This is a genomic window from Nocardia testacea NBRC 100365 (genome assembly GCF_000308775.1).
Taxonomy (GTDB): domain Bacteria; phylum Actinomycetota; class Actinomycetes; order Mycobacteriales; family Mycobacteriaceae; genus Nocardia; species Nocardia testacea.
In genome coordinates this window covers 1-21,970 of sequence record NZ_BAGJ01000263.1, presented here as the reverse complement: position 1 = coordinate 21,970, position 21,970 = coordinate 1, and the positions used below count along the sequence as shown (strand labels likewise).

The 21,970-nt window shown below is 67.8% G+C and carries 23 protein-coding genes; 13 read left to right on the top strand and 10 right to left on the bottom strand.

Annotated features, from left to right (window positions below):
* Positions 1–124 precede the first annotated feature (124 nt).
* The 3 genes from ON38_RS28535 (at position 125) to ON38_RS28525 (ending at position 2,351) form a co-directional block, all read left to right on the top strand.
* Positions 125–1,258 carry a hypothetical protein gene (locus ON38_RS28535; protein WP_157181963.1) on the top strand — a complete coding sequence of 378 codons (1,134 nt, stop codon included), beginning with the start codon at positions 125–127 and terminating at the stop codon, positions 1,256–1,258.
* Positions 1,255–1,752: a hypothetical protein gene (locus tag ON38_RS28530; protein ID WP_051165372.1), complete on the top strand. Its 498-nt coding sequence runs from the start codon at positions 1,255–1,257 to the stop codon at positions 1,750–1,752. Before ON38_RS28535 ends, ON38_RS28530 begins: the two co-directional genes overlap by 4 nt.
* A gap of 98 nt (positions 1,753–1,850) precedes the next feature.
* Positions 1,851–2,351 carry a hypothetical protein gene (locus ON38_RS28525; protein WP_245564315.1) on the top strand — a complete coding sequence of 167 codons (501 nt, stop codon included), beginning with the start codon at positions 1,851–1,853 and terminating at the stop codon, positions 2,349–2,351.
* A gap of 52 nt (positions 2,352–2,403) precedes the next feature.
* On the opposite strand, the gene ON38_RS28520 is transcribed toward ON38_RS28525, so the two are convergent.
* Positions 2,404–2,832: a nitroreductase family deazaflavin-dependent oxidoreductase gene (locus ON38_RS28520; RefSeq protein WP_039828155.1), complete on the bottom strand. Its 429-nt coding sequence runs from the start codon at positions 2,830–2,832 to the stop codon at positions 2,404–2,406.
* Positions 2,833–2,918: 86 nt separating this feature from the next.
* Between ON38_RS28520 and ON38_RS28515 the strand changes: the two genes are divergently transcribed.
* The 4 genes from ON38_RS28515 to ON38_RS28500 all read left to right on the top strand — a co-directional run bounded on the left by ON38_RS28515 (position 2,919) and on the right by ON38_RS28500 (position 8,407).
* Positions 2,919–3,881 (top strand): AraC family transcriptional regulator, encoded by a 963-nt coding sequence (locus tag ON38_RS28515; RefSeq protein ID WP_039828154.1) that lies wholly within the window; start codon positions 2,919–2,921, stop codon positions 3,879–3,881.
* A 133-nt stretch (positions 3,882–4,014) separates the two neighbouring features.
* The gene (locus tag ON38_RS28510; protein WP_039828201.1) at positions 4,015–4,602 is read left to right on the top strand and encodes a DUF1707 SHOCT-like domain-containing protein; all 588 of its coding nucleotides are present in this window, start codon (positions 4,015–4,017) and stop codon (positions 4,600–4,602) included.
* A 203-nt stretch (positions 4,603–4,805) separates the two neighbouring features.
* On the top strand, positions 4,806–6,257 hold the full coding sequence (locus tag ON38_RS28505) for an amidase (protein ID WP_039828153.1): 1,452 nt from the start codon (positions 4,806–4,808) through the stop codon (positions 6,255–6,257).
* 506 nt (positions 6,258–6,763) lie between these two features.
* A complete protein-coding gene (locus tag ON38_RS28500) occupies positions 6,764–8,407 on the top strand; it encodes a flavin-containing monooxygenase (protein WP_039828152.1) in 1,644 nt (547 codons plus the stop codon).
* 66 nt (positions 8,408–8,473) lie between these two features.
* On the opposite strand, the gene ON38_RS28495 is transcribed toward ON38_RS28500, so the two are convergent.
* Together ON38_RS28495 and ON38_RS28490 are read right to left on the bottom strand one after the other, a co-directional pair.
* The gene (locus ON38_RS28495; protein WP_039828200.1) at positions 8,474–9,721 is read right to left on the bottom strand and encodes a cytochrome P450 family protein; all 1,248 of its coding nucleotides are present in this window, start codon (positions 9,719–9,721) and stop codon (positions 8,474–8,476) included.
* A gap of 263 nt (positions 9,722–9,984) precedes the next feature.
* Positions 9,985–11,190, bottom strand: a complete 1,206-nt coding sequence (locus tag ON38_RS28490) for an MFS transporter (protein ID WP_051165368.1) — start codon at positions 11,188–11,190, stop codon at positions 9,985–9,987.
* Between the two features lie 91 nt (positions 11,191–11,281).
* Between ON38_RS28490 and ON38_RS28485 the strand changes: the two genes are divergently transcribed.
* Complete coding sequence (locus ON38_RS28485) at positions 11,282–12,256, top strand: LysR family transcriptional regulator (protein ID WP_083873168.1); 975 nt, start codon at positions 11,282–11,284, stop codon at positions 12,254–12,256.
* Here the strand turns inward: ON38_RS28485 and ON38_RS28480 are convergent.
* The 5 genes from ON38_RS28480 to ON38_RS28460 form a co-directional block, all read right to left on the bottom strand.
* Positions 12,253–13,311 (bottom strand): alpha/beta fold hydrolase, encoded by a 1,059-nt coding sequence (locus ON38_RS28480; RefSeq protein ID WP_083873172.1) that lies wholly within the window; start codon positions 13,309–13,311, stop codon positions 12,253–12,255. The genes ON38_RS28485 and ON38_RS28480 overlap by 4 nt on opposite strands.
* Before the next feature lie 8 nt (positions 13,312–13,319).
* Positions 13,320–14,078 carry a MerR family transcriptional regulator gene (locus ON38_RS28475; RefSeq protein ID WP_039828151.1) on the bottom strand — a complete coding sequence of 253 codons (759 nt, stop codon included), beginning with the start codon at positions 14,076–14,078 and terminating at the stop codon, positions 13,320–13,322.
* A gap of 91 nt (positions 14,079–14,169) precedes the next feature.
* A complete protein-coding gene (locus ON38_RS28470; RefSeq protein ID WP_245564308.1) occupies positions 14,170–14,703 on the bottom strand; it encodes a hypothetical protein in 534 nt (177 codons plus the stop codon).
* A 94-nt stretch (positions 14,704–14,797) separates the two neighbouring features.
* On the bottom strand, positions 14,798–15,433 hold the full coding sequence (locus ON38_RS28465) for an AAA family ATPase (protein WP_039828194.1): 636 nt from the start codon (positions 15,431–15,433) through the stop codon (positions 14,798–14,800).
* A 219-nt stretch (positions 15,434–15,652) separates the two neighbouring features.
* Complete coding sequence (locus ON38_RS28460; protein ID WP_245564306.1) at positions 15,653–16,417, bottom strand: MerR family transcriptional regulator; 765 nt, start codon at positions 16,415–16,417, stop codon at positions 15,653–15,655.
* A 251-nt stretch (positions 16,418–16,668) separates the two neighbouring features.
* On the opposite strand from ON38_RS28460, the gene ON38_RS28455 reads away from it, so the two are divergent.
* Positions 16,669–17,109 carry a DUF2267 domain-containing protein gene (locus tag ON38_RS28455; protein ID WP_051165366.1) on the top strand — a complete coding sequence of 147 codons (441 nt, stop codon included), beginning with the start codon at positions 16,669–16,671 and terminating at the stop codon, positions 17,107–17,109.
* A gap of 49 nt (positions 17,110–17,158) precedes the next feature.
* Positions 17,159–18,085 carry a DUF5996 family protein gene (locus ON38_RS28450; RefSeq protein WP_039828150.1) on the top strand — a complete coding sequence of 309 codons (927 nt, stop codon included), beginning with the start codon at positions 17,159–17,161 and terminating at the stop codon, positions 18,083–18,085.
* Between the two features lie 88 nt (positions 18,086–18,173).
* Here the strand turns inward: ON38_RS28450 and ON38_RS28445 are convergent, their stop codons facing one another.
* The gene (locus ON38_RS28445) at positions 18,174–18,608 is read right to left on the bottom strand and encodes a DUF6069 family protein (protein WP_039828149.1); all 435 of its coding nucleotides are present in this window, start codon (positions 18,606–18,608) and stop codon (positions 18,174–18,176) included.
* A 249-nt stretch (positions 18,609–18,857) separates the two neighbouring features.
* On the opposite strand from ON38_RS28445, the gene ON38_RS28440 reads away from it, so the two are divergent.
* Positions 18,858–19,409, top strand: coding sequence for a dihydrofolate reductase family protein (locus ON38_RS28440; protein ID WP_039828187.1), 552 nt, complete (start codon positions 18,858–18,860; stop codon positions 19,407–19,409).
* Positions 19,410–19,582: 173 nt separating this feature from the next.
* Here ON38_RS28440 and ON38_RS28435 read toward each other — a convergent pair whose 3' ends face one another.
* Entirely contained in the window at positions 19,583–20,563 is a 981-nt protein-coding gene (locus ON38_RS28435; protein WP_039828148.1) for a zinc-dependent alcohol dehydrogenase family protein, read from the bottom strand.
* A gap of 85 nt (positions 20,564–20,648) precedes the next feature.
* Here ON38_RS28435 and ON38_RS28430 point away from each other — a divergent pair, with 85 nt between their 5' ends.
* Both ON38_RS28430 and ON38_RS28425 read left to right on the top strand, forming a co-directional pair.
* The gene (locus ON38_RS28430) at positions 20,649–21,032 is read left to right on the top strand and encodes a winged helix-turn-helix transcriptional regulator (RefSeq protein ID WP_039828185.1); all 384 of its coding nucleotides are present in this window, start codon (positions 20,649–20,651) and stop codon (positions 21,030–21,032) included.
* Between the two features lie 220 nt (positions 21,033–21,252).
* Positions 21,253–21,711, top strand: coding sequence for a nitroreductase/quinone reductase family protein (locus ON38_RS28425; protein ID WP_039828147.1), 459 nt, complete (start codon positions 21,253–21,255; stop codon positions 21,709–21,711).
* Positions 21,712–21,970: the final 259 nt, after the last annotated feature.

Here is a 21,970-nt window from a genome sequence, read left to right as displayed (position 1 = left end):
GACCGAGACGCTATCGGCAAACCCGAGCGAGATCGCCGGCCTGGGGGTTCTCCTCACCTCGATCGGTACCGACCTCCAGTCGGCGTCGGATTTCGTGGCGAAGGAGGGGAAGGCGGCGGATTGGTTGCACGGGCCGATCATCGACACCCTCGTAGCCCCCATCAACGATGCGGCGGACTGGATGTCCCAGCGCCACCGGGTGCTCGCCGAGACCACCACCGGCAGCGGGACGGAACTCAACAAGGCCGCCTGGCTGTATCACGACCAGGACCAGAAGACCTATGCCGCGCTGAACGCGGCCACCGAGTCTGCCCTCCCCGGGAATAACAGCACCGAGGAGATCGGCGTCACCGCGCAGTATGCGGGAGCCGCCACCTATCCCAAGCCGGAATCGTTCAAACTCGAGGCGCCTGCCGCGAACAAAGAAGAGCTCGCCGGTCTCATCGCCGAAGTCTTCCCGGTGCTCGGGAACGTGAACGAATCCATCAAGAGCATCACCCGGGCCGCAGGCACCGAATACGACCCGCTCGTGAAATGCCTGGAGCCGATTCCGGGAAACTGGTCCGAGATCCGCAGGCTCGGGGAGGTGTACAAGGCCGCCGGCAATGGCATCGAGGCCTGCGGTAAGAACCTCGAATCCGGGGTGAAGCGGATCGACGGAAGCACAAACGGCCAACCCAATTGGGACGGCGCGGCCGCCGTATCCTTTCACGATTGGGCGATCAAGCAGATCGCGGCGATGAAATGGGAAGGCCCGGTCGGCCGGGTCGTCAGTGATTGCGCCGGTGAGGTCGCCGACATGATCAGGGACGGCATCCGGACCATCCTCGACAAGCTCTGGGGGATGCTCAACAAGTACGTCGACTTCGACGACATCAAAGGCGCCCTCAAGTCGGTCGCGAACATCCTTTCCGCGGCGGTGCCGGGGCTCGGAGCTGCTCGTATCGCCAAGCTGGTGGTGGATATCGGGCTCCTCGTCAATGCCGCGATCGATGTGGTCGGCAAGATCAAAGAGCTTGCCGATGCCTTCAAGAGGCTGCTCGACATAATCAAGGATCCGGTGGGTCAGCTGCGAGAGAACGCGAAACAGAAGCTGGAGGAGACCGTCGCGCCCGTCACCGGCAAGATCGATGACGCGACCCGCGCGGCGGCCGTCGGTCAGGACATCGCACAGATCGCGGATTACGGAGCCACCACCAACCGGCCCACACAGTCCTACGACGTCGGGTCCGGCACCGCACCGTGGGAGAACGCGTGAGCAAACCACAATGGGGCAGTATGCGGGAACCCGATATCGATCCCGCGGTGGACGCGATCGCCCGGAAGGTCATGGACGCGGTAGATAACCTGCGCACGGCCACGATCCGTTTGGCCGGTATGGACATCGATGAGCTCTTCGACGGACCGACCGAGGTCACGGAGGAGTTCATTTCCATGGTCGCGGCGATGGACACCGCGTCCCCGGCGCTCAAAACATACGCCGAACGAGTAGCCACCGGTGAATGCCGTTGGGGCGATATCGAGACTCTGGCGAATCCGGTGCCACCGGAGGTCGCCGAAATGAAGAACTCGCCTCAGTTCACCTGGACGTGGACTCCGGAACCACCGCGAGTACCCGCACCGCCGCCGGCTCCCACCCGGCCATCGCCTCCGACCTCGACCCGTCGCCCACGAACGGGCGAAACTGTCGTCGGGCCCAGCGACTGGCCCGATGACTTCGACGAGTATCCCGGCGAGCAGCGGTGGCGCTGAGCTGAACACTGTTCGTACTCCGGCGTCATATCGATCGTTGGATTGCCAGTCGAGTTCGAGGAGATGATATGGGTCGGTCCGGCAGGATGGTCGGCCCGATGTCACTGGTCTGGACACTCGGCGTCCCGGTAGCGGCAGTGGCGTTCATGGCCGGTGCGTTGAACCTGGGCGCCGTTATCGCCCGGGCGACAGGGTCACCGGTCTCCATGGCGTTGTTTCTCCCGGTGAGCGCGGTGCTGGGTATCGGCGCGTGGATGCTCGTTCTCGGCGCGGCATGGCGGATACGCCGCAACTATCTGCGGCGTATCGGGCATGCGGCGGCCGCGGTGGTGGTCGAATCCGATCTACAGCGCAAGCACAATCGGGGGCCGTTCGACTTCGATCTATGGCGGGTCCGGGTCGAAGCCCAGTTCACACACCCGGTGAGCAGCAGCGAAGCCCGCGTGCAGAAGCAATACTTCTACCTTCAGTTCCAGGAGGCGAGAGCGCGCGCACTGGCCGAACAGCTCAGTGCCGGGGCCTCGGTTCCCGTCGTCGTCCACAAGAATTCCGCATTGCTCGACATTTCCAAACGGCCCGTCTGGGCTGATATCTGGTAACCGTCACCAGAAACCGCTCGATACCGCCACGCCAATGCAAGGCAGCGTCGCGTCAGTGGCCCGCCCGCTGCAACTCGACGACGGGTATGACCCGGTCGGTCTTGCGCTGGTACTCACCGAACTGAGGCTGCACGGCGACCTGTTTGGCGTAGATCTCGTCGCGCTCGGCCCTGGGTAGCACCCGAGCGGTGACCGGGAACGTCTCTGTGCCGTACTCGACGGTGGTGTGCGGGTTGGCCACCAGGTTGTGGTACCAGGCGGGGTGCTTCGGGCTGCCACCCAAGCTGGCGAAGATGAAGATCCGGTCACCCTCCAGGTAGGGGACCAGCGGCGCGATGCGTTCGACGCCCGATTTCGCGCCTTTGTGATGCACAAGGATCAGCGGAAAGCCTTCGAACATGCCGCCGACGGTGCCACCCTTCTCCCGGAATTCGGTGATGACCTGGGTGTTCATCTTGATGATCTCGTCCACGTCTGCCATGGTTCGACCATATGCGGTACAGAGTGAATTGATCGATAGCAGAATCGGCCAGAAACATATCTGATTGTCGCATTATCATCGGATGTATGGATGTTCTTGCCGAGGTACTCGCGGTCGGCGGCGTCCGCGGCACCGCAGGTGCGCGCATCGAGGCGGGCGGCACCTGGGGGATCTCGTGGGACGCGCGCTGCGATGCCGCGTTCTATGCCGTCACCTCGGGCACCGCCTGGCTGGGCCTGCCCGGTGAGGAGGCACAGCAGCTCATGCCCGGCGATGTGGTGCTGTTGCCGAGCGGGGCAGCGCACGCGTTGAGCAGTGCTCCCGGAGTGCCGCTGGCCCCGTGCGGCGGGTGCGGCGGCGACGCGGCCATGGCGGAGGGCAGTGTGTTGCGGTTGGGCGCCGGTGCGGTGCAGACGCATATCCTCGGCGCGAGTTACCGATACGACCGCACGGTGTCGACGCAGGTGCTGACATCATTGCCGAAGGTTCTGCACATCAGTGCCGACCACGGCGGCAACTGTCTCGACGACACCGTCCGGCTGCTGTCGCGGGAGCTGGCCTACCCGCAGATCGCGACCGCATTCGTACTCAACCGCCTGGTCGACATACTGTTGGTGCAGTTGCTACGGGTCTGGTCGGCGAAGAGCCCGGACGAGGCGCGCGACTCCTGGCTCGGCGTGCTGGCCGACCCGGTGGTCACCGATGCGCTCGCCAAACTCCATCAGGAGCCGGCCCGGGGGTGGACCATCGACTCACTCGCCGCGGAGCTGAGGCTCTCCCGCAGCACGCTGACGCGGCGGTTCCGTGCGGTGACCGGTACCGCGCCGGCCGAATATCTGACGCGATGGCGGATGGATCTGGCCGCGATCCGGTTGCGGGACAGCGACGATTCCCTCGACGCGATCGCCCGCTCGGTGGGATACACCTCGGTCTACGCGTTCAGTCGAGCATTTCGCCGGGCACGCGCGCAGGCTCCGGGGCAGTTCCGTAGCGCGGCGCGGGCGACCGAACGCGTCCCGGCACGTCCTCTCGGGGCTACCACCGAATAAGGCCATTACAGTCCCCCTGTCCCTCCCCGGCATCGAGCCCGGCACCGCGGCGAGCCGAGCCGAACTGCGGGCCCCACACCGCTCACACCGGAACGGAAACCGGCGGATCAACTGCTCCGCTATGGTGACGAATATGACGGTAGAGCCACCACCCGAGAATCTTCCGGCGGTGCGCGCCACCGACAGCGAACGCGATAACGCCGCCGCGCTCATCCAGCAGGCGCACGCCGACGGACGGCTGGACCTCACCGAATTGGATGAGCGACTCGCCGCCGTGTACGCCAGTAGAACCAGATCGGAGCTGGAGGTGATCACCGCCGACCTGTCGCCTGTCGCGCACGGTGGTACGGCAGACCACCTGGTACTGCGCTCGAAGGGCAGCAAACTCGTACGGCAGGGCGCCTGGCTGGTGCCACCGCGGATCGTCGTGCACTCCGAACACGGCAGAGTGGTACTCGATTTCGGCACTGCCGTGCTGCGGTCCCGGGAGATTCTGGTCGAGGTGGACTCCGCACACGGCGGCGTCGAATTCGTCGTGCCCCAGGGCTGGATCATCGACCTCGACGATACGGTCACCGAGTGGGGCCGCATCACGAACAAGGCGGTCCCACCGGTAGCGGGGATGCCCCGGCTCCGGATCACCGGCCGCATCGAGCACGCCGCAATCACTGTGCGCCACCCCCGCCGCCGGCGCTGGTGGTGGCCGTTCCGCGAGAATTGAGATATCGATCCCGTTGCGCGGCGCGGCATTCTCGTGCCCCGTGCTCATGGAGTCGATTCGAAGCCGACGCTGTGACCTGGGGTAAGACGTCCCGGATGGCGGGATGAGCGTGTAACTTCACCCGTGCGGCCGCTTCCTTGGGCTTTCCATTGTGCGAAGCGGCATTTTATGCCCCTTCCGGCAGGCCAATAGCGTCGGATTCCATGAATTGGAGTTTTCATTCGGCCGAACAACTCGCGGCCGCCCTGCGGGCCGGTGAAGTGACTTCGGTGGAACTGACCGATGAGGCGATCGCCCGTATCGAACGGGACGACAGCGCGATCAACGCGATCTGTGTACCGGATTTCGATCGCGCGCGGGCCGCCGCGCGCGCCGCCGACCAGGCGCGTGCCCGCGGCGAGGATCGGCCGCTGCTCGGCATCCCGGTGACGGTCAAGGAGTCCTACGACATGGCCGGTCTACCCACGACCTGGGGCATACCGCGGTACGCCGACTACATACCGGCCGAGGACGCGGTGCAGGTGTCACGGCTGAAGGCGGCCGGGGCGGTGATCCTCGGCAAGACCAATGTGCCGATGACCCTGCGAGATATCCAGAGCTTCAACGAGATCTACGGCACCACCGGCAACCCATGGGATCACAACCGCACATCGGGTGGGTCCTCCGGTGGTTCGGCGGCGGCACTGGCGGCCGGATTCGGCGCGCTGTCCATCGGCTCCGACCTCGCCGGATCGCTGCGCACCCCGGCGCATTTCTGCGGTGTCTACGCGCACAAGCCGACACTCGGGCTTGCGCCGACCCGCGGTATGGTCGCGCCGCCCGGGCCGGCCCTGCCGGTCGATCTGGATCTCGCCGTCGTCGGCCCGATGGCGCGTACCGCCCGCGACCTCACGCTGCTGCTCGACGTGATGGCCGGACCGGACCCGCTGACCCACGGCGTCGCCTACGAGCTCGCGCTGCCGCCCGCGCGCCACGAGCGGCTGTCGGACTTCCGGGTGCTGGTCATCGAGGACCATCCACTCATTCCGACCGGATCGGCGGTGCGGGCGGGCGTGAACCGGGTCGCCGCGGCGCTGGTCGACGAGGGCGCCCGGGTCGAACGGCGCAGCCCGCTGCTGCCCGATCAGGCCGAAGCGGCGAGGCTCTACATGCTGTTGATGCTGTCGAACGCCGCCGCGAGCCTTCCTGCCGACGTGTACGAACAGCTGCGGACCCGTGCCGCCGCCCTGAACGCGGACGACCGGACTCTCGATGCGGCGCGGCTGCGCGGCATGGTGCTCGGTCATCGCGACTGGGTCGAGGCGAACAACCGGCGCGAACTCCACCGGCACGGCTGGCGGCAGCTCTTCGCCGAGTTCGACGCCGTGGTGTGCCCCATCACGCCCACGCCCGCCTTCCCGCACGACCACAGCGGAGGTCTGGAGGACCGGCGCATCGACATCGACGGCGTCGAGTACCCGTACTTCGACCAGCTCGTCCTGGCCGGTATGGCCACCATGCCCGGCCTGCCCGCCACCGCGATACCCGCGGGCCGCTCCCCTGAGGGCCTGCCGGTGGGCGTGCAGCTCATCGGTCCGATGTTCGAGGACCGCACCCCGCTGCGGCTGGCCGAACTGCTCGAGCGGAAGATCGGCGGCTTCCGGGCACCGAAGTAGGGCATGCACCCCGGGATGCCTCGGGTACGAGGGGCGGATGACGAGCAACAAGGCCGGCCGCACGAAGCACGGCGGCGGCGTCGACCGTGGACCCGGCCACCACCGCCGACGGCGCGACTGTGACAGCCCGGCCGAGCACGGGTGATGACCGTCGGAGCCGATGTGTTCCCGTCCGGCCGGAATGTTCTCCGACAGCTCGCCGGCCGGCAACGGGAGCCGGGAGACACGGAACCTCAAGGCGCACAAGTAGTTTTCGCCGAGCTGCAACCTGTGTCGGTCTGGAATACTGTAACGCTGCGAGTCTCGTTCGCGCACTGATGAGCTCGTGACATCACGAGCCGCGGCGATATGAGGGGGCGAGAACTTCTGCGGTGTCGTCGTCTGCGACGTCCGGCCGCCACATCATGCCCAGTTCTACCCCCGGCCAGGTAGCCGCCGACTCGCCACGTAGTCGAACCGAACCGCTGTGCCCGCTCACGGCGACTCATGGAAAGGCAGGTCCCACGATGACAACGACCGCGGAACGTTCCACATTCTCGACCGGGCAGGAGGCCCGCGAGATCGACGCAGTCGTCGTCGGCGCCGGATTCGCCGGCCTGTACATGCTGTACAAGTTGCGCGAGCTCGGACTCTCGGTGCAGGTGTACGAGGCGGGTGGCGGACTCGGCGGCACGTGGTACTGGAACCGTTATCCGGGCGCACGCGTCGATGTGAAGAGCATGTACTACAACTACTCCTTTGATCACGAGCTCGAGCAGGAGTGGGAGTGGACGGAGAAGTTGCCGCCGCAGCCGGAATTGCTCCGCTATATCAACCACGTCGCGGATCGTTTCGATCTGCGTAAGGACGTGCAGTTGCGGACCCGCGTCACCACCGCGGTCTACGACGAGTCCGCCGCGCGGTGGCTGATCACGACCGATCGGGGTGAGGTCGCCTCGGCGCGGTTCGCGATCATGGCGACAGGCTGCCTGTCGGCGCCGAAGATGGTGGAGGTTCCGGGCATCGAGACGTTCCGGGGCCGCAGCTTCCACACCGGCAACTGGCCCGAACAGGAAGTGGACTTCAGCGGCCGGCGAGTCGCGGTGATCGGCACCGGTTCCTCCGGGGTGCAGGTCATTCCGCTCGTCGCCGAAGTGGCCGATCAACTCACCGTGTTCCAGCGGACCGCGAACTATGTGCTTCCCGCCGGCAATCACCCGATCGATCCCGAGTTCCAGCGCGATATCAAATCGCGCTATCGCGAGGTGCGCAAGGCAAACCGGGAATCGTCGTTCGGCATCGCGCGGCCCGAGGCCACCACGGGGGCGCTCGAGGTGAGCGAAGAGGAGCGAAACGCCTTCTACCGCGCGGTGTGGGAGGACAAGGACAGCGAACTGGTCAGCATGCTGACCGGGTTCACCGACACCCTCACCGACGAAGCCGCCAACGAGACCGCCGCCCAGTTCATCCGTGACCGCATCGCCGAGATCGTGACGGATCCGGCCGTCGCCCGGCTACTTCAGCCCTCGGGCCTCTTCGGCGTCAAACGCCCGGTTCTGGGTACGGACTATTACGCGACGTTCAATCGCCCCGATGTCCGGCTCGTGGACGTCGCCGCGACCCCGCTCACCGCGGTCACCGAGTCCGGACTCGAGACGACGCAGGAGAGCTTCGAGTTCGACGACATCATCTACGCCACCGGCTACGACGCGATGACCGGTGCGCTGGACGCGGTCGACATTCGCGGCCGGGCCGGTACATCGCTGCGGGAGAAGTGGGCCGACGGGCCCGTAACCTACCTCGGACTCGCGGTGGCGGGCTTTCCGAACCTCTTCACGATCACGGGCCCGGGCAGCCCGGCGGTCCTGTCGAACATGCTGGTGTCCATCGAGCAGCACGTCGACTGGATAGCGGACGCGATCGATGTGATGCGGGCCGAGGGTGTCACGACCATGGAGGCCGAGGGCGACGCGGAGCAGGAATGGACGCGCCACGTCGGGGAAGCCGGCGATCTGACGCTGTATCCGAAGGTGGACTCCTGGTACGTCGGATCGAATGTGCCCGGAAAGCCGCGGGTGATGTACGCCTACATCGGCGGCGTCGGCGCCTATCGCGAAAAGTGCGACCAGGTCGCCGCCGACCACTACGCGGGTTTCACTCTGACGCGGTGACCGGGGCGCCGCCGGTGACGGACGCGTGGGGCGCCCGTCACCGCGTGGTGTCCGATGCCGCCCTGGTCAGGCCAGACGCATCGGCGGGCAGGCCGGAAATTCGACCGGTAGTGCCGCCAACGCGCGATGGAACTGGCCCTGGCGCCAAGGTAGTTCCCGCGCGGGCATTTTCGGACGGATATCCGGTAGGGCGTCGAGCAGCAGATCGATGCCCTGCGCGGCGATCGTCTGGGCGAGGGTCTGGGCCGGGCAGCCGTGCGGGCCGCCTCCCCACGCGAGGTGCGACCGGTTTCCTCTCCGGTCCCCGCCTGCGACGGCCGGGTCGTTGTTGCACGCGGCCAGGCTGATGACCACCGGCTGATCGGCCGGCAGCCACATATCGTCGATGAGTTGCGGCTGTCTGGGGTAGCTCACGGACCAGTTCGCCAGCGGCGGATCCTCGAAGAGCACCGCGTCGATAGCATCCCGGGTGTCCATGGCGCCGCTGAGGACCTCACCGCCGTATTGCTCGTCGGTCATCAACAGCAGCAACGCATTGAGGATGAGATTGCAGGTCGGCTCGGTGCCCATCGAGAACAGGAGGGCGGCCTGATTCACCATTTCCATGGAGTCGAGCTCGTCGGGGTGCTGCAACAGCTCCGAGGTCAGATCCTGGCCCGGCGCCGCCCGCTTCTGCTCGACGACTCCGATCAGAGCCTGGACGAAACGCTGCTGCCCCTCCTCGGCGCCCACCCCCTCCAGCATGGCCGCCATACCGTGGTAGGCCTCGGCCGCGGCGTCTTCGGGAAACCCCATCAGTTCGCTCAGGACGCGGAAGGTCAACGGATACGCGTAGTCCGTTCTCAGGTCGGCGGTACCGCGCTCGCAGAAGTCGTTGATCAGCGCCTCGGCGGCCCGAGCGACCGCACCGTGCACCCTGTGCATGTCGACGGTGTCCAGTGCCGCGATGATGGTGCGCCGGTACCGCTCGTGTTCCAACCCTGCGGTCCGCAGCGCGTTCTGGCGATAACCCAGCATCGGCAGCATCGGGGAGTCCGCGGGAGCGGTCTTCTCCCATCGGCGTGGGTCCGCGGGGAAATGGGCCTCGTCGTTGAGGATCCGCATGGCCACCTGGTAGCCGATCACGAGCGTCGCCGGCACACCCGGAGAAAGCTCGATCGGTACGAGGGGGCCGTGGCGTCGCAGGTCTTCGTAGGTACGGTGTGGGTCGGCCGCGAACGAGGGGGTGTCCAGCCGGATACGTGAGCCGGCCGATATCGGGGACTCGTGCGCGATCAGGGATTCGCCCGGCGAACCCGGATCCGAATTGCTCAACGCCTGACTCCCGTGCACGGTGCCACGTGGTGTCCCTTTCGGCCTGCCGCCCTACGGCCCGGCATTCGTTGTGTGGGCATGCTGGCGCATACTACCGGGAATCGTTATGGTCCAACGTCTTTGGCGATTCGGCCGTCGGGTTCGCCGAACACCTCGGAGGGGACGAGGTGGGCCTGCCGCGGGTCGGGTGCACTCGGATCGCGGACTACTCTCGATCGGTCGAACACACCCGAACGCCTCCGTCCGCCTCCGTGCAGCGCGGCTCAGGTGACGCTACCGGATCGGGCGCCCACGGCCCCGCCCGGCGCCGTGGCCAGGGCGGCCGCGGCCGCCACAGCCGCCGACACCCAGAGCAGCACGGATAAGCCGAGACTGTCGAGGATCACTCCCCCGAGGAAGGAACCCAGCGCGATACTGCCGGTGAAGGCACCGACGAAGAGACCGGTGACGGCTTCGCGCCGGTCGGGCACGGCGTGCACTGCCCAGATCTGGCTGCAGACCGAGACGCCCCCGTAGGAGAACCCCCACAGCACCAGCACCACCGCGGCGCCGAGCGGGGTCGTGCCCACCAGCGGCAGCGCCGGCAGGGCGGCGGTGATGCCGATCGCCAGGACGAGCATTGTCGACCGAACGCGGCGCGCGGCAGCGGCACCCGCGGCGAAGTTCGCGGCGATCCCGCACAGCCCGTAGAGGAGGAGCAGCAGCGAGATACCGGCGCCGTGCACGCCGGACAATTCCTCCAGCGCGGGCCGCACGTAGGTGTAGGCGGCGAAATGTGCGGTGACCAGGAGGGTCACCGCGATCAGTCCGCGGCGCACCGCCGGCACGGCCAGCAGAGAACCGGAATTCCGGCTCGATCCGAGGTCCTGCTCCGGTGGTAGCGCGGGCAGGAGCGCGGTGAGTCCGGCGGCGAGCGCGAGAGCTGCCAGCGTGAGTGCGCCGAAGGCGCTGCGCCACCCCGCCACGTCACCGAGGAAGGTACCGAGCGGCACCCCGAGGACCGACGCCACCGCGACGCCGCTGACAACCGTTGTCACTGCCGTCCCCGCGCGGGAAGCGTCGACCAGCCGGGTGGCGAGTGCCGCCGCGAGCGCCCACACCGTCGCCATGGCGAATCCGACGACCACGCGGCCGAGCGCGAGCACGGCGAATCCCTGAGCGAGCGCGGTGATCAGATTACCGGCGGCCAGCACCAGCGCGGCCACCACCAGGACGTGGCGCCGATCCGCGCCGCCGATCAGCCGGGAGACCAGCGGTGCGGCCAGCGCGGCCACGATCCCGGTGACGGCCAGACTGAACCCGGCCGTTCCCGGCGTGACGCCCAGCCCTTCGGACATCGGTGTCAGCACGCCGACCGGAAGCATCTCCGAGGTGACAACGAGAAATGTGGACAGGGCGAGGACAGCGATCGAGGACCAGCGGCCGCCCGATTCGACGGCGGGTGCTCGCGATTCACGCACAGTGGACATGGATCCAGTCAAGGATGCCCGCCGGGGCGGAACAACAGTGATCAGCTCATTGTTCGATCAGCTGAACTCATCGATCGCCGGAGGGAGCGGGATGCCGGACCTTCCCGTCCGCGAGCTGGAATGTCTGCTGGTACTGGCCGAGGAACTGCATTTCGGCCGGACCGCACAGCGGCTGCGGATATCGCAGAGCCGGGTCAGCCAGCTCGTCGCCGCGCTGGAACGCAAGATCGGGACACAGCTCGTGGCACGCACCAGCCGCCGGGTGGAGCTCACCGACAGCGGCGCGGCGTTCGTGGATTCGGTGCGCCCCACTTACACCCGGTTGATCGAGCTGGTCGACAACGCTCGGCAGGAGGCCCGGCGGGCCACGCCCGTCCGGATCGGTTTCCAGGGCCTCGCCTACGAGACGATCACCTGGACACTGGCCCGATTCACCGAGGAGAACCCGGGCGTGGCGTTATCGCTGCGGGAACTCCCGCTCGGTGACCCGTTCGGTGCGTTGCTGACCGGCGATATCGATGCCGCCGTCGCATTGCTCCCGGTCCGGGAGCCGGGGCTCGCGGTCGCGTTCGCCTTCCCACCCGCGCCGCGGATGCTGGCCGTGAGCCGCGATCATCCGCTGTCGCGGGCGCAGCGTATCGATGCCGAAGCGCTGGCGGACGTCGACCTGGTATCGGTGGACGGGCCCGCGCCCCGGTATTGGCGTGATGTGCACTTCCCGCGCTTCACACCGCTCGGAAAACAGATCGCCGGTACGGTCCGCGTGGCGACCCTTCAGGAGGGGATGACGCTGGCCGCGACCGGCCGGTACGCGATGTTGACCTGCCGTCCGGTGGCCGAGCGCAACCAGCGCGCCGACCTGCGCTATGTGCGCGTCACCGGATTCGACGAGGAGTCCCGAATGGCGCTGATCTGGCGATCCGCGCAACGCCCCGCGCATTTGACGAAGCTGGCGGCATTACTGGGCGCACTACCCGAGATCGCGGAATCGACGGGTCAGCGTGCCCGAGAACAAGCAGGGCGTCCGGGCGGCGATACCGGCGACCCGCGAGGCGGCGGCGCCTAGCCTGCGAGGAATTCCGCGATATCGGCGGCGATCCGCTGCGGTTGTTCGCCGTTGATCGCATGGGATGCGCCGGGGTAGACCTTCACCGTCCCGTGGCGCAGATTCTCCTGGGCGGTCCGGGCGGCAGCGGCGCTGTCGTGCATCGGCGAGTCGCCGGCGATGATCGCCAGGACCGGCATCTGCAAGGCTCGGAGCCGTTCCGGCGCGATCCGGCTCGGTTGCGGTTGTCTCATCGTGTACGTGGACATCCCGGCCTCGATCATCCGGCCGACCGGCTCGTCCTCGACCGGTGCGCCGCCGGCGGTCCAGCTGTTGAAATCGTCCCGCCACGACTTCGGGAACCAGCTCACACTCACCGGGATCGACCGCATCATCAACTCGGTGGAGAGCCCGGCGAAAGTCTGCACCGGTTCCACCAGGATCAGGCCGGCGACCTTCTCGGGTTCGTGGACGGCGAGGTTGGCCGCGGTCCAGCCGCCGATCGAGAGCCCGAGCAGGTGAAACCCCTTCTCGGGCAGCGCGACCAGGACCTCGTGTAGCCAGCGGGCCTGGTCGGCGTGCGTTTCGATGGGACGGTCCTGCACACTCATTCCCGGTTCCCCCAGCAGGTCCAGCGCGTACACCGCGCGCTGCGCGAGCAGGCCCGCCATATTGGCGGCGAAAACCGGTGCGCCCGATCGCGTTCCGGGAAGCAGGAGAAATGGTTCCCGTTCCCCGGCTTCCGCGGGGCCCGCGTATCGGTACACCCGCACGATGCCGTAGCTCGTCCGCACGTCCAGAACACGCTCCGGTTCGGGCATCTCCCGCATCGCCTCGTGGTAGGCGTCCAGGTAGCGGTCCTTGTCGGCGGCCGAGTCGAAATGGCCCACCGGCGAGGTGTCCCGCAGAATGAGCCAGACCAGGGTCGCCACGGCGACGAGGGCGGCAACGACCCGAAATACTCCGCGCGGCCGCGACCGGGACCGGCCGATCCGCGAGGTCGCCTTGCCGCCGACCGCTCCGGCGGCGGATTCCACACCTCGTCCGGGTTCGTCCCGGGCACGCTCATCGGACATGTCGGTGGTCACCTCTGCTGCACGACGAATAGACATTGATCCAGGAAATCCTTTGTTCTCCGATGCAGGACACGGTCTTCCGGTGGCCAGCGGTGATCGGACCGTTCCATCGCGCGGTACAGCTCACCGGTTCCGGCGGGTTGATCCCGCAGCGCGTACTCGGTGCTCGCCTGCCATTCCCGCCCGAGACGACGGCCCGAACGCGAATCGGCGGGCACGTCGTTCTCCACCAGCAACAGCGCTTGGACCGCAAGCGCCTTCCAGGCGAAGTAGGTGGTGATCACCCGCTCCACGTCGATATCGAGGCCCTCGGGTGCACGCGCGCCCGTGTTCTCCACACCCGGGTGGCGCAGCAGCGTGCGGTCGAGGCTCATGGTGGCGGCGACGACCCCGGCCGGTACCCGGGCCTCGGGATGTTCCCGCAGGACCTGCGTCACCGCGGCCAGCACGATCCGCTGACACCGCAACCGCAGCTCCGCGATCTCGAGCATCCGGACCTGTTCGCTGTAGGTCTCGACCATCGACAGCCCGGCCTGCCGGTCGAGCGCCGCGCCCACCTCGTCGAGGCGCAGCCCCGCACTGGTCAGCAGCTGGATCCGGCGGAGCCGATCCAGCTGCTCCGGGCCGTAGCGCCGGCGTCCGCTCTCATCGCGTTCCGCGACCAGCAGACCGATCCGGTCGTAGTACTGCAGCGTGCGCACCGTGGTCTCGCACCGCCGCGCGGCATCCCCCACGGCGATCCATTCCACTCCGTCACGGCCGGGCATGTCAGCGAGCCTGGCATATGACGCTACGTCACCTGCAAGCCTCGCCGGCCGGGTCGCCGAGCGCGCACCGGACTGTCGATACCGTGCGAGGTCAGGGCACGAAGACCTCGGCCGTCGCCGGAACGCTCGGCCGGTCGGTGCGCACGGTGAGCGAGACCCGTCCCGGGCCCGAGTCCACATGCACGTAGAAGGGCCGGGTACTCGTGTGGCCCGCGGGGATGAACTGGCTCACCGAGCCGCTGCGGCCGGTGTCGAGGTTGCGCCAGTCGACGATCGCCGTGACGTCACAGGCGAGGAGGGTCGGCGCCCACTCGCCGAGCGGGGAGAAACCCTGCGTGATCCGCAGTTCTATCGAATGGGCAGTCCCCGGAAAGACATGGTATCGGTCCAGGGGGCCGTCGTAGGCGACTCCGGCGGCGCTCAGCATACCGACGCAGACACCGTTGCCGACCGTCCATGCCGGGGCCGTCCGGACCTCGTTCACGGCGCAGGTCCGGGGCCCGACATTCGACACCCCGAGCTGGCAGGGGTCCGCGGCGGTGGCGACGCCCGGCGCCGTCACGGCCATTGCCGCACCGACGAGACCGGTAGCTGCTGTGGTGGCCAATTTCCGTGCGATCGTCATGCACGGATGATCGTGCACCGGCTCGGATTCATTACCCCGTTCCACGAGCTTCGAGTGTGACCGATACCTGATCGATGTTCGACGACGGCGTGACTCACCAACGGACACTGCGGACTGTCACGGCCATGCGGCGGAGCCTGCCTCGCAGCCGGCCGTCCGTGTCGGGGGTCAGTGTCACGCCGACGGTGTCGGCGATTCGCTCGGCGACCGCGGGCACCGGGGTCGTGTCGGTCCAGATATGGTCGGCGAACCGGGGTTGGCTCAACTGTTCGAGGCAGAAGTCCAGCTTGTCCACGGCGAACTGTTCCGCGCGCAGCAGCAGATCGCCCTGACCGGCCGCCCGCAGGACGGGAGCGAAGCCGAGCCCACGATCGCGCAGCCGGTCCAGCACTGTCTCCCGGCGGGCCAGCAATGCGAAATGCCGGACATCGTGGCCGGATTCGCGCAGCCGTCCGACCGTTTCGTCGAAGTACCGGGGGTCGGCGACGGTCATCGGGGCGATCACCACGCCGTCGTGTTCGCGGAGCACATGGTCGAGGACCTCGAATACGCCCTGCCGCCAGCTCGGAAAATCCTGGAAATCGGTCCGGAGCTTCGGCGGCATCATCCGGTGCAGCCCGTATCCCACCGATTCCGGGTCGCACACAACGCTGCCGGGAAGCCTGCGGTGCAGTTCGAACGCGGTCTGTGTCTTTCCCCCACCGAAGGGACCGTTTATCCAGAGCAGCATGGCCACCAACCTATCCGCACCGTGCGGACTGTGGTGCGCGACTTCGTCCGCCGACGGGGCCCGACAGCGGTCGCGTGGATCGGGTGGCGTGCCGATCATGTTCTCGCGCGCGGACTTCGGGCACTGCGCCCGGTGCGCGGGAAGGCTTCCCGCGCACCGGCGCGTGCGTAACCTCGGCCGTTCTGCGTCCCGATCGACGGCCGGCGCCTGCCGAGGCCGCTATCCGCGGGCGGCGTTCGCGGCCGTGATGAACTCGATCTGCGCGGGTGACGGTCCGCAGAACTCGCTCTCGATCCGATCGGCCTCGCCGGCCTGCATCCGGTACAGACTGTCCCGCAGGCCCGGGTCACCGCCGTGGAACCCCTCCAGCAGATCCATCCACTGCGCCGCCATCTGCTGCGCCTCGGGGGTGGACGGGTCCATTCCCGCGGCGATCGCCGCGTCGACCTTCGGGATGAGCACGGCCCAGTCCGCTTCGGCTCGGCGAATACGCTGGTCACCGAGCTCCTCGCGACGCTGCGCGAGCTGCGTCAGCTGCCCCTCGGTGAAGTACTCCTTGAAGGTGTCGTCGACCATGACGGTCCTCCTGATCAATTCCAGGAAGTGATCCGCGGATGCGTCCGGCCTGCTCTCCGCCGTAGCGGCCAGCGCCGCGACCAGGGCATGAAGTTCCTGGGTCGCAGCCAGTTGCGCGGCCAGGAAGTCGCGATGGGCAGACAACACCTGCGCCATCGCCACAGTGCCGTCCAGCAGGCCGGAGATCTGGTCCAGGCCCAGGCCCAACTGACGCAGGGCCAGCACCTGGTACAGACGCTCGACATCGCCGGCGGTGTAGAGCCGGTGGCCGGTGCCGGTCCGCTCCGCCGGGCAGACCAACCCGATGCGGTCGTAGTGGTGCAGCGTTCGCACCGTCAAACCGGCCTCGGCCGCGAGTTCGCCGACCTTCCACACCCGTTCTGTGCCCTGCTGGTCCATCCGTTTCATCCCACTTCCACCGGCGCACCGTGCGCCGGTGACGCCGACGGTAGGACCTGACCTTACGTCAGGTGCAAGCCGGAACACGGCCACCGGATCCGGCGGCCGAGCGGGGAGCGCCGGCACCTCGCGGGCACGCGGGTCGACCGTTCCGTGCCGCCGTGGAGGCCGGAATCGAGCCTGCTGTTCCCGCTGGTTAGGCCGTAGAATTACGGTATCGCACCGCGCATCGGACCGGCCACTCGGAAGGCAGGCGCACCATGACGCATCACAATGATCCCCTGGCCGCCGGCATGCACACCGCACACGCCTGGTTGCGGGCCGTCGCCGACGATCTGGGTACCGAAGATCTCACGTTCGCACTACGTGCGCTGCGCGCATGGATGCATACCGTCCGGGACCGGATAGGTGTGCCCAATTCCGCCCATCTCACGGCCCAGCTACCCGATTTCCTGCGCGGCATCTGGTACGAGGGCTGGGTACCGAGCCGGGTACCGGGGCACCACGGCGTCGCGGAGTTCGTCGACGAATTCGCCGAGCGCGCCGGCATCCCGGCGGGCGATGTCTCGTTCACCGCCGGCTGCGTCACCTCCGCGCTGGGCCGGATGATGTCGCCCGGTCAGCTCGATCACGTGTTCGCGGTATTCCCGGACCGCCTCGGCACGGTCCTGCGCGGTGAGGGGGCGATGGCCGGAGCCTGATGCGCCGCCGCCCACCCGACCCCGGGTCCACCGAGCCGAAGGGACGGATATGCGCACCACATCCAACGAAGTCTGGCCGGGCCTACGGGTGGACGACTGGGCCGATACCCGCGACACATTGCATATGTGGATGCAGATCGTCGGCAAACTCCGCCTGGCCCGCGCACCGATGGTCAACCACTGGTGGCAGGTGACCTTCTACGTCTCCGCCCGCGGTTTGACCACCTCGGCGATCCCCTACGACCGGGGGACCTTCGATATCGAATTCGACTTCATCGACCACCAGCTACACATCCGGTCCTGCACCGGCGCGCGGCACCGGGTCAATCTGGAGCCGCAGACCGTGGCCGCGTTCTACGAAGAAGTGATGAGCGCCCTGCACGCGCTGGGTATCGATATCGCGATCCTGGCCCGCCCGGTCGAAGTGGAAAACGCGATTCCGTTCGCCGAGGACACCACGCATGCCGCCTACGACCGCGACCACGCCAATACGTTCTGGCGTCAGCTGGTGGCCGCCGACCGCGTCCTGAACCGGTTCCGCGGTGAATTCACCGGCAAGGCCAGCCCCGTGCACTTCTTCTGGGGTGCGATGGACCTGGCCTACACGCGCTTCTCGGGGCGCACCGCTCCACCGCATCCGGGTGGCGCGCCGAACTGCGCCGACTGGGTGATGGTCGAAGGCTACTCACACGAGCTGGCCAGTAGCGGGTTCTGGCCCGGCGGCTCGGCCGAGGGCAGCTTCTACGCCTACGCCTACCCCGAGCCCGACGGGTACGCGGACACTCCGATCCGGCCGCGGGCCGGTTACTACGACGCCGCCGTCCACGAGTTCCTGCTTCCCTACGAGGCCGTGCGCAGCGCCGACGATCCCGAGGCGACCGTGCTGGAGTTCCTCCGCTCCACCTACGCGGCTGCCGCCGATGCCGCCGATTGGGACCGCGAGCGCCTGGAGGTGACCGCGCCTCGAACACGATGACGCCACCTGCGCGACGGCGGGGCGAGCGTTGGACGGAATCGGCCCGCAGGGCCCGCATCCAAATGCGGGCCCTTGTCGTTCTGGCACATCACCCTTCGAGCAACTTGCGGCGCAGGCCCTCGGTGGCGACGACGAGGGCCGGGACCAGCGTCAGGTGCGTGATCGCCAGCGCGACCGTGGACACGGTGTCGAAATCGGCGCGCACGGTCATGGCGATGGTGGCGACGGCCAGCACCGAGCCGATCACCGCGGCGACGCGCAGCACACCGATCCACTTGTAGGACAGCAGTACTGCCGCGCCGAGACCGATCAGCATCGGCACCACGGTCATCAGGACGATTCCGCCGGGCGCCACACTCTGCACCCGGCCCGCATCGGTCATTTCGAACGTGCCACCGGCGGCCGCACCGATCAGCCAGATGACGAGGTTGGCCACGAGCGCGGCGCCGAGCGCGCCGAAGAGGGCGACGGGACGATTCAGTGCGGGGATGCGGGCAGCGGTGCGGGTGGTCGAGGTACTCATGTTGATCTCCTGTGGTGGAGCCGTGAGGCTTATGAGTACATCCTGAAACCTCAATAAATATTGAGGTCAATCGATCGAATGCAGTATGTTGCAGATCACATTCGGATCGGTGGGTTATCAGGTCGGCCACACACCGGTACACAGCCTGTGCGGTGCCCGCCCAGGCCATCACCACCGGCCCCCGGTCCGAGACCGATTCGGCAGCTGCGAGCACCGATGAGTTTCGGGCGCGGAGAAGGTCTCCAGATCATGAGGAGACTGATCTACGGCTTCAGCGTGTCTGTGGACGGCTACATCAACGACAGCGCCGGCGGCATCGACTGGACCCACCCGGACGACGAGCTGCACCAGTTCCACAACGACCGCTTCCGCGATGTCGAGATCTCGCTGCACGGCCGTCGCCTGTACGAGCTGATGGCGGACTACTGGCCGCACGTACCCGCGGACGCCCCGCGCATCGAGCGCGAGTTCGCCACACTGTGGACGGAGAAGCCCAAGGTCGTCTTCTCCCGGACACTCACCGAGGTCCACTGGAACAGCACGCTGATCAGCGAGAATGCGGTCGAGGAGGTCCGCGGGCTCAAGGCCGGAGGCGACGGCGTCATGGAGGTCGGGGGCGCGAGCCTGGCGGCCTCGCTGATGCCCCATGGGCTCATCGACGAGTACCAGCTGTTCGTCATGCCCGTGGTGCTCGGCGGCGGCACTCCGTTCTTCCCGTTGCTGAACACCTGCGTACAGCTCCGATTGGCCGAGACGAGGATCTTCGACAAGGCGGTCCTGCTGCGCTACCTCGCCGACTGAGGTCGTTCGACCGGCGTCCACGCGGAGCCGGAGACTCCGAGCGAATCGCTCGGCACCGGTCAGAACTCGCGGTCACCGGATCCGCCCGACCGGGATCGCGAGTTCCTCGCGCCGTAACCCCTGCACACGCCGCCGACCGGCGTCGGCGATGCCGGCCGGGCGATCGACTTCCGCTACACCGTGACGACGATCTTCCCCGCGTGGACCCCCTTCTCGAGGTGGCGGTGTGCCTCGACGATCTCGTCGAAGGCGAACACCGTGTCGACAGCGGGCCGCAGGGCACCGAGGCGGACACCGGCATTCAGGAAGGCCGCCATCCGCTTCACCACCACCGGGTCGAGAGTGTGCTCGAAACTCCGGTAGCCGTGGATCGTGAGCGGTGCACCCACCGGAAAGGGGGTGGGCCGAGGGTCCAGGAAGCCCGCGGCGACCAGCGTGGCGCCGGGGCGGGCCGCCGCCACCAGATCCTGCTGTCCGGGGCCTGTGACGAGGTCGAGGACTATATCGGCGCCGGTTCCGCCGGTGTGGTGGCGGACGGCTTCGACGATGTCGGTCTCGTCGGTGGCGATGACCGCGGCGGCACCGGCGGCGAGCAGATCATCCCGCTTCGCGGCCTGACGGGTGACAGCGATCGGCACGGCGCCGATCTGGTTCGCGATCTGTATCGCCGCCCGGCCGACACCGCCGGACGCGGCGGTGACGAGGACCTGGTCGCCGGGACGCATCCCCGCCTTCTCGACGAGCGCGCCGTAGGCCGTGGAGTACGCGACCCAGATCGCCGCCGCCTCCACGACGCCCAGACCGGCGGGCCGGGTGATGACCCGGCTCGCGGGGACGGTGGTGTATTCGGCGTAGCTACCCCGGACGCTCGCGTCGGGAACGGCGGTGAGGATCACCGGGTCGCCGATCTGCGGTTCGGTGACCCCGGGCCCCACCGCGTCGACGACGCCGGTTCCCTCGACGCCGAGGCGAGCGTGCGGCAGGTCGACGGCGGCGGGCAGGCCACCGGAACGCATCATCTGGTCGAGCGGGTTGACGGCGAACGCCTCCATCCTGACCCGTATCTCGCCGGCCGCGGGCGCGACGGCCCGCTCCTCGACGAGGTACATGACATCCGGTCCGCCGAACCGGTCGAATACGACGACTCGTGGCATGGTGATTCCTCCGCATCGGGCGCTGAATTCCTACTCCGGAAAACGCTACGGAACCCTGCGTTACCTCCTGGTACCTTCGAATCCCATGCAGAACACCGCCGGACCGGCCTTTCTCGCCGACTGCCCCACCCGCCTGGCGGTCGAGATCATCTCCGACAAATGGACCGTGCTCGTGCTGTTCGGGCTCAGCCATCGGCCGCGCCGGCACGGCGAACTCGTCGACCTCATCGGCGGCATCTCGCGCAAGGTCCTCACCCAGACACTGCGCCGGCTCCAGCAGTACGGTTTGGTCGAACGCCGGGCCGAAGCGCCACGGCGGGTCGTGTACAGCCTCACCGACCTCGGCCGGACCCTGGTCGAGCCCATCGAGGTGCTGACCGACTGGGCGCGGGACCACGGCGGCGCCATCGTCGACTTCCAGGAGGCGGCCCGCGCCGCTACCCCGGCTCGGGAGCGCCCGGCGAGCTGAACCCCGGCGGTCCCCGGCTCGGTCCCGCACAGCGAAGGCCGGACGAAAGGTGCTCGACCGGCTCCGGCGGACCCCTTCGGCCGGCTCGGCGATCTGGCCGCCGCACTCGCGGAAGACTCCCGACGAAGTACCGGCCGCGCGCCGGTGTCGGCGGCTCCGGTTGCGCGGGACGCCGGGCAGGCCCGCCGGACGGGGCGCGGCGAGGACTAATATTCCGCAGATGTCGTTGCCGAGTGATATGCGTGCGTTCAATCGGTCCGTGGTCGAGAACTTCCGTGCCGGAGACGGGAAGATCACGATGGACGGGATGCTGAAGGGGTCCGATCTCGTGCTACTGACCACGGTCGGCAGGCGCAGCGGGCGGCAGCATGTCGTGCCGCTCGGTTACCTGACCGACGGCGACGATCGAACCGTGTTGTGGGCATCCGATATGGCCGCGGCCGAACACCCGCAGTGGTACCGGAACCTGGTGGCCGAACCGCAGGTCATCATCGAGCGGCCCACCCCGGCCGGTATCGACCTGTTCACCGGTACCGCGCACACCGCCGCCGGACCCGAACGCGAGCGCCTGTTCGCGATGCTGGAGCAACGGTTCCCGCATATGGCCGCACATCAGCAGCAGACCGAACGGGAGATCCCGCTCGTGGTGGTGGAACGGGTATCGGGCCGGGCCGATTAGAGCCGGCCGGGTCACCGCGGCGGAGAATCCCGCTGTGCCGGATACGGGTTCGGCAGCTGTCGGCCTGCGGCGAACGTGGGCGAGGTGAGCGCGGAATGCACGGCCCGGCCCTACTTTTCCGGCGAGAAACGGTCGGCGGCAAAGAATCTCGCTGCGCGAGAAATGCTCGCCATGATTCTGGACCTGGGTCTCCCCCCGGTCGTGCCGTACGGTTCGGTCGCCCTTGCCTGTCATCGGCCACCGGAACCGCGGGAGCGCC